The following is a 6,870-nucleotide window of genomic DNA, read 5'->3' on the forward strand; positions in this document are numbered from 1 at the left end:
CCCCACCGAGACCGGCGACGTCACCGCGGCCGTCGTCCAGCGTGGCGAGGTAGCGGCCGGGCAGCGCGGCGAGCGCGGGGTCGGCGCAGACGGCGGCGTCCAGCGCCCGCACCCACGGCCGGACGTCGACGTGCCCGCCGGCCCGGCCGGTGAGCGCGCTGGCCAGCACGTTGCGCACCCGCTCGTGCGTGGCGCTGGGCAGCAGGCCGGCGGCGGCGAGCCGGTCGCCGAGCTCGGCCTCCGCCCCGGCCGCCAGCCCGCGCAGCTGCACGTTGCCCCGGCTGGTGAGCTCCAGCGCGCCGTCGCCGAGGTCGCGGGCCGCGGCGGCCAGCGATCGCAGCTGGCCGCCGGTCAGCAGGCCGCCGGGCACCCGCACCCGGGCCAGCGCGCCGTCGGCGGCGGCGTGGGTCTGCAGCGCCCCGGGGCACGCGTCGGCGCGGACGCGGGCGGCGGAGGTGGCACGGGCGGTCATGGCGGAGGCGAGGGTACGGCCCGCCGTCCCGCCCGGTGACCGGCGGCGGCCCGGCTCAGCCGAGCCGACGCGCGTCGTCGAAGGACATCCACACCCGGCGGCGGTCCGCCCGGCTGTGCTCGTGCGCCATGGCCGCCACCCGGCGGCGCTGGTCGTTGCTGGCGACGTGCTGGACGACGGCCACCTCGGCCTCGCGCATCGCCCGTTCGGCCTCGACCTCGGCCGGGGTCGACGGCAGGTCGCTGGTCAGGTCGACGTCCTCGTCGTCCCCCGGGCGCAGGCGGGCATAGGGGCTGTCCGCCGGCAGGTTCCCGCTGATCCGGCCGTAGGCGCCGAGGGTCAGCAGGAGCAGGCCGACGACCACGGAGAAGACGACGTTCTCGAACTCGAACGCCAGCAGGTTGAAGGAGGTGCGCAGCACCGCCAGGTTCACCAGCGCGGACAGCAGGAAGAGCGCGCCGATGACCAGCATCACCGTCGACACGATGCGGGGGCTGCGCGCGGCGGCCGCCAGCAGCACGAGCGCCACGACCACCGAGATGGTGGACAGCAGGCCGTTGGAGGACAGACCGAGGATGCGCTCACCCTCGGTCGAGAAGTAGTCGAGACCGCCGGCGAAGCCGAGCAGGCCGAAGACCAGCAGGACCAGCGCCACCAGGACGGCGCCGGCTCGCTGGACGGCGAACACCCGCGCGCCGAGGTGCGGGTCGCCGGCTGGTCCGGCGGAGGGCTTCGCGCGGTGCGGGAGGTGCAGTCGCAGTGCCATGGGAACTCCCGGTGAGGTGGACGGTGACCATTGTTCGCCCTCCGAGCCCTCGTGGATGCACTACAGCGACGGCTTTCCTCGGGAAGGTGTGGCGAGGCCGCGGCGTTCCGCCCGGCATGACGCAGCGTGACCTGCACTCCGAGTTCCTCCGCGCGGATCTCTTTCTCGCGATGGGGCAGCCGATCGAGGCGGCGCGCCTGCTGGAGCCGCTGGTCGAGGCCGAGCCGGCCAACGAGGCCGCGTTGGAGCTGCTGGCCCGGTCCTACTTCGGGTCCGCGCAGCTGGCGCGGGCGGAGGAGGCGCTGACCCGCCTGGTGGCGATGGCCCCGGCCGACGGCTGGGCCCGGCGGGCGCTGGCCCGCACGCTGGAGCGGCAGAGCCGGGCCGGTGAGGCGGTGGCGCACCACCGGGTGGCCGACGCCCTCGGCGCCGCCTGACAGTCGAGGGGAGGGCAACCGAGATGGCCAGCCGGATCGTCCCGTGCCCGACGTGCGGGCAGCGCAACCGGGTGCCCGCGGCCGCGGTCGGCACGCCTCGGTGCGGCCGGTGCCGCGCGGCGCTGCCGTGGCTCGTCGACGCCGGGGACGCGGACTTCGCGGACTTCGCGGAGGTCGCCGAGCAGGCACCGGTGCCCGTGCTCGTCGACCTGTGGGCGACGTGGTGCGGGCCGTGCCGCGCGGTGAGCCCCGCCCTGGAGCGGCTGGCCGCGGCCTGCGCCGGTCGGGTGAAGCTGGTGAAGGTGGACGTCGACGCCGCACCCCGGCTCGCCCGGCGCTTCGGCGTTCAGGCCGTTCCCACGCTGCTCGTGCTGGACCGGGGCGAGGTGGTGGCCCGGCAGGCCGGCGCCGCACCGGAGCCCGCGCTGCGTGCCTGGCTCGAGGGCGCCCTCGCCTCCCGAGCCGGTGGTCGACGCTCGGGGCGTGTCTGACGCGCCCTACAGCTCCGCGGCCCGCTGTTCGATCAGGCGGACCGACGCGTCGGGGTCGAGCGCCATCTCCGTGAGCAGTTCGAAGGCCCGGCCGTACCGGTGCACCTCGGCCTCCCCCTCGACGAAGGCGATCCGGGTCTTGTTCTCCAGGTACACGACGTCCGGCGTCCCGGTGGCGCGCGACTCGAGGACGGAGAACGAGCCCGCCGTCACCGGGGGCAGCCCGGCGTCGAACGGCAGCACCTGCAGCGTGACGTTCGGCCGGCCGGCCACCTCGGCCAGCCACGCCAGCTGACCGCGCAGCACCGCCGCACCGTCGGGCGTCCCGGGCGCGCCCGCCGTGCGGCGGAGCACCGACTCGTCGAGCACCGCCCACAGCTGCATCGGGTCGGCCGCGTCGAGGACCTCCTGCCGGCGCCGGCAGACCTGCACCCGGCGCTCGACCTCCGCCGGTGCGGGCCGCTCCCAGGTGGAGAGGACGACCTGGCGCACGTAGTCCGGTGTCTGCAGCAGCGCGTGCGGCACCAGCGCGCCGAAGCAGCGCAGCGCCCGTGACCCGGCCTCCAGCCGGATGAGGTTGGCGTAGCCGGCCGAGAGCGTGTCGGCGTAGGCGTCCCACCAGCCGCGCGGCCGGGCCGACGGCGCCAGCCGGCGCAGCAGGTCGGCCTGGTGGTCGGGGACCCGGTACAGCTCGAGCAGCCGGTCCAGGTCGTCGGCGGTGATGCCGGTCCGCGCCGTCTCGATCCGCGAGACCTTCGAGGGCGACCACCCGAGCCGGGCGGCGACGTCCTTGGCGTGCAGGTGGTCGCCGGTGCGCAGCAGACGCAGTTCTCGCGCCAGCCGCCGCTCGCGCACCGACGGTGTGTCCCGGTCGACCACGGCGCGACGGTAACCGTGCGTGCAATCGTGCAAGCGCGCTGGCGTCGCCCGGCGGGCGCGTGCCACCGTGAGCGTGCGGCCGCAGCCCCTCTCGATCCTCGGCACGAAGGACGACGGACATGACTGGAACGCACGTCCCCCTGCTCCGCTCCGACCTGTACGAGGTCGCCTACCTGGCCGGTGGCCCGCGCCGGGCCGTCGAGGCCGCGGTGGTGGCCATGATCGAGGACGGCCGCCTGGGGGTCACCCCCGCCACCGCCGAGCTGCACGTGGTCGACCCCCGCCGCCGACACCCCGTCGAGGCCGCCGTGCTCGACGCCGCAGGTCCCCGCTCCCGCCGGTCGATCGACGGGATCGCCTGGCGGGTGCGCACCGACGCCCGGTTCATCGCACTCGCCGACGGGCTGCAGCGGGCCGGGCTGGTCTCCCGGCGCGGCGGCGTGCACGCCACGGCCGGGCGGACCTGGTGGGCCGTGGGGCTGACCCGGGCCGGACGCCGGGCGCTGCGCGACCTGCGGTCCGACCCGGCGCGCCTCGGCAGCTCCGGGGCGCTCGCGGTGGCATTCGGCGGGCCCGGGGCCTGGGCCGACGCCGACCTCCGGGCCGCCGTCTTCGCCCCGCCCCGGCCGTACCTGCCGACGACCCCGGGCCCGAGCGTGAGAGAGGTCCGCCGCAGCCACTCCGTGGCGTACGTCGACGGGGGCTCCGGCGGATGGGCCGGAGGCGGCTGGGGCGGTGGCTTCGGCGGCGACTGCGGCGGCGGGGGAGGGGACGGCGGAGGGGGCTGCTGACCCGGCTCAGCCGACCGACTCCGCCGCGGCCCGCATCGCCTCCGACGCGATCGGCGGCGGGGCCGCGAAGTCGAAGGCGCGGAACAGCACCGCGTGGCCGACCCCCATCGCCCGCCCCTGCAGCGCGGTGATCCCGGTGATCATGGGCCGTGGGGGCGGGTGCCCGGGGATGCCGGCCAGGTACTGCCCGTGCGCCTCCAGCGAGGCGATGCCCCGCTCCAGCGGCTCCCCGGTCACGTCCACGCCATGGGTCGGACGCGGGTCGCCGCCGACCAGCAGCCAGCGCACCGTCCACGGCTCGAGCCCCTCGTCGAGCAGCTCGCGGAAGACCCACCGGTTCCCGGCGTCGCGCAGCGCGTCCACCGCGGCCAGGCCGGCGACCCGGTGGTCGGCCTGGTTGAGCCCGGCGACGAACTCGACCTCCCAGGTGCCGACCAGCAGGGCGTCGGGGCGGAACTCGCGGATGACGCGCGCGATGTCCCGGCGCAGCTCGAGTCCGTACTCCAGGACGCCGTCGGGGTGGTCGAGGAAGCGGACCTCGGAGACCCCCACCGCGTCACCGGCGGCCAGCTGCTCCGCCGTCCGCAGCCGGGCCGTCTCCTCGGGGTGCAGCGCGTCCATGCCGGCCTCACCGCGGGTGAGCAGCAGGTAGGCGACGTCGATGCCGCGGGCGGTCCAGGCGGCGACGGCGGAGGAGGTGCCGTACTCGACGTCGTCGGGGTGCGCGACGACGCAGAGCACGCGGCCGAACGCGTCGGCGGGCAACGGCGGCACCGGAGCAGGGGCCATGGGCCGGACGCTAGGGCTGCGGCGTCCCCCGTCCCCGCCGGCGCAGCGCGCGGACCCGGCCGTCCGGGGCGTCGCCACCCGCCGGATGCGCCCGGGTCCGCGCCGCGAGGCCCCAGGTCACCCCGGTAGCGTGCCGTCGGTGTTCACGCTGCTGTCGACCAGCGACACCGACCTCCTCTCCGCCCGCGCCAGCGGCGCCGGCTGGCGGCTGGGCAACCCCGCCCGGCTGGACGACGACGGCATCGCGGCGCTGACCGAGGGCGCGCGGCTCGTCGTCGTCCGGATCCTCGGCGTGCGCCGGCAGTACGAGGAGATGCTGGCGCCGCTGCTGGCCGGGCCGGCGCCGGTCGTCGTCCTCGGCGGGGAGGCGCTGCCCGACGCCGAGCTGATGGAGCTGTCGACCGTCCCGATGGGGGTCGCGACCGAGGCGCACGGCTACCTGGCGCAAGGCGGGCCGGACAACCTCGTCCAGCTGCACCGCTTCCTGTCCGACACCGTGCTGCTCACCGGCGAGGGGTTCGAGCCGCCGGTGGTCGCGCCCGACTGGGGCGTGCTGGAGCGGGAGAACCGGGGGAGCGGTCCGCGGGTCGCCGTCCTCTACTACCGGGCGCACCACCTGGCCGGGAACACCGCCTTCGTCGAGGCGCTGTGCGGCGCGATCGAGGACGCCGGGGGCACCGCGCTGCCGGTCTTCACCTCCTCGCTCCGCAGCGTCTCCGACGAGCTGCTCGACGTCCTGCGGACCGCCGACGCACTGGTGGTCACCGTGCTCGCCGCCGGCGGCTCGCGGCCGGCCACCGCGCAGGCCGGCGGGGACGACGGCGCCTGGGACGTCGGCCAGCTGGCCGCGCTCGACGTGCCGGTGGTCCAGGGGCTGTGCCTGACCCGCTCCCGCGAGGAGTGGCTGGCCGACGACGACGGGCTCTCCCCGCTCGACGTCGGCAACCAGGTCGCGATCCCGGAGTTCGACGGGCGGCTGATCAGCGTGCCGTTCTCGTTCAAGGAGACCGACGCCGACGGGCTGACCAGCTACGTCGCCGACCCCGAGCGGGCCGCACGGGTCGCCGGTACCGCCGTGGCGCACGCGCGCCTGCGGCACACCCCGCCCGCGGAGCGCCGCATCGTCGTGATGCTGAGCGCCTATCCGACCAAGCACGCGCGCATCGGCAACGCGGTCGGCCTGGACACCCCGGCGTCGGTCGTCCGGCTGCTGGCCGCGATGTCCGGCGCCGGGTACGACGTCGGGCCGTTCGACGGGCCGGACGCGCTGCCCGGCGTCGCCGACCTCGACGGCGACGCGCTGGTGCACGCGCTCATCGCCGCGGGCGGGCAGGACGTCGACTGGCTCACCGAGGAGCAGCTGTCGGGCAACCCGGTGCGCATCCCGGCGGCGGAGTACCGCGCCTTCTTCGAGACGCTGCCGGCCGACCTGCGCGCGGCGATGGTCCAGCACTGGGGCGAGGCGCCCGGATCGCTCTTCGTGGACGGGGACGACATCGTCTTCGCCGCGCTGCGGGCGGGCAACGTCGTGGTGATGGTGCAGCCGCCGCGCGGCTTCGGGGAGAACCCGATCGCGATCTACCACGACCCGGACCTGCCGCCGTCCCACCACTACCTGGCCGCCTACTGGTGGCTGCGCTCGGTGTTCGGCGCGCACGCGATGGTGCACGTCGGCAAGCACGGCAACCTGGAGTGGCTGCCCGGCAAGACGGTCGGGCTGTCGGCCTCCTGCGGGCCCGACGCCGCGATCGGCGACCTGCCGCTGGTCTACCCGTTCCTGGTCAACGACCCGGGGGAGGGCAGCCAGGCCAAGCGCCGCGCGCACGCCACGCTGGTCGACCACATGGTGCCGCCCATGGCCCGCGCCGACTCCTACGGCGACATCGCCCGGCTGGAGCAACTGCTCGACGAGCACGCCAACGTCGCGGCGATGGACCCGGCGAAGCTGCCCGCCGTCCGGGCGCAGATCTGGACGCTGCTGCAGGCCGCGAAGCTCGACTCCGACCTGGGACTGGCGGAGCGGCCGGAGGACGACCACTTCGACGAGATGATCCTGCACGTCGACGGGTGGCTCTGCGAGATCAAGGACTCGCAGATCCGCGACGGCCTGCACGTCCTCGGGTCGCCGCCCGCGGGTTCCGACCGCGTCGACCTGGTGCTCGCGATGCTGCGCGCCCGGCAGATCTGGGGCGGCGCGGTGGCGCTGCCCGGGCTGCGCGAGGCACTCGGGTTGCCCGAAGGGGCG

6 protein-coding genes and 2 pseudogenes are annotated in these 6,870 nt (G+C 76.2%); 4 read left to right on the forward strand and 4 right to left on the reverse strand.

The genetic code is table 11. The features are described from left to right. Together BUB17_RS24665 and BUB17_RS24670 are read right to left on the reverse strand one after the other, a co-directional pair. Nucleotides 1-472, reverse strand: a pseudogene (locus BUB17_RS24665) (precorrin-3B synthase); the annotation flags it as partial. 55 nt (nt 473-527) lie between these two features. After that, nucleotides 528-1,238 carry a DUF4383 domain-containing protein gene (locus BUB17_RS24670; protein ID WP_072921415.1) on the reverse strand — a complete coding sequence of 237 codons (711 nt, stop codon included), beginning with the start codon at nt 1,236-1,238 and terminating at the stop codon, nt 528-530. A 116-nt stretch (nt 1,239-1,354) separates the two neighbouring features. On the opposite strand from BUB17_RS24670, the gene BUB17_RS24675 reads away from it, so the two are divergent. Further along, the gene (locus tag BUB17_RS24675) at nt 1,355-1,675 is read left to right on the forward strand and encodes a tetratricopeptide repeat protein (RefSeq protein ID WP_072921417.1); all 321 of its coding nucleotides are present in this window, start codon (nt 1,355-1,357) and stop codon (nt 1,673-1,675) included. Nucleotides 1,676-1,698: 23 nt separating this feature from the next. Further along, entirely contained in the window at nt 1,699-2,166 is a 468-nt protein-coding gene (gene trxA, locus BUB17_RS24680) for a thioredoxin (RefSeq protein WP_072921420.1), read from the forward strand. 6 nt (nt 2,167-2,172) lie between these two features. Here the strand turns inward: trxA and BUB17_RS24685 are convergent, their stop codons facing one another. Continuing rightward, the gene (locus BUB17_RS24685; protein ID WP_072921422.1) at nt 2,173-3,045 is read right to left on the reverse strand and encodes a helix-turn-helix domain-containing protein; all 873 of its coding nucleotides are present in this window, start codon (nt 3,043-3,045) and stop codon (nt 2,173-2,175) included. Between the two features lie 110 nt (nt 3,046-3,155). On the opposite strand from BUB17_RS24685, the pseudogene BUB17_RS24690 reads away from it, so the two are divergent. Continuing rightward, nucleotides 3,156-3,836 (forward strand): annotated as a pseudogene (locus tag BUB17_RS24690) (TIGR04222 domain-containing membrane protein); the annotation flags it as partial. 6 nt (nt 3,837-3,842) lie between these two features. Here BUB17_RS24690 and BUB17_RS24695 read toward each other — a convergent pair. Next, a complete protein-coding gene (locus BUB17_RS24695) occupies nt 3,843-4,625 on the reverse strand; it encodes a PIG-L deacetylase family protein (protein WP_072921426.1) in 783 nt (260 codons plus the stop codon). A 139-nt stretch (nt 4,626-4,764) separates the two neighbouring features. Between BUB17_RS24695 and BUB17_RS24700 the strand changes: the two genes are divergently transcribed. After that, nucleotides 4,765-6,870, forward strand: a 2,106-nt coding sequence (locus BUB17_RS24700) for a cobaltochelatase subunit CobN (protein WP_175561482.1), incomplete at its 3' end; no start/stop codon positions are given.

It is taken from the genome of Geodermatophilus obscurus, from assembly GCF_900143215.1.
GTDB lineage: Bacteria > Actinomycetota > Actinomycetes > Mycobacteriales > Geodermatophilaceae > Geodermatophilus > Geodermatophilus obscurus_A.

What these genes read in the sequence shown, in the direction of transcription:
- BUB17_RS24670 (WP_072921415.1), bottom strand. Translation starts at nt 1,238, where the DNA reads ATGGCACTGCGACTGCACCTCCCGCACCGCGCGAAGCCCTCCGCCGGA.
- BUB17_RS24675 (WP_072921417.1), top strand. Translation starts at nt 1,355, where the DNA reads ATGACGCAGCGTGACCTGCACTCCGAGTTCCTCCGCGCGGATCTCTTT.
- trxA (WP_072921420.1), top strand. Translation starts at nt 1,699, where the DNA reads ATGGCCAGCCGGATCGTCCCGTGCCCGACGTGCGGGCAGCGCAACCGG.
- BUB17_RS24695 (WP_072921426.1), bottom strand. Translation starts at nt 4,625, where the DNA reads ATGGCCCCTGCTCCGGTGCCGCCGTTGCCCGCCGACGCGTTCGGCCGC.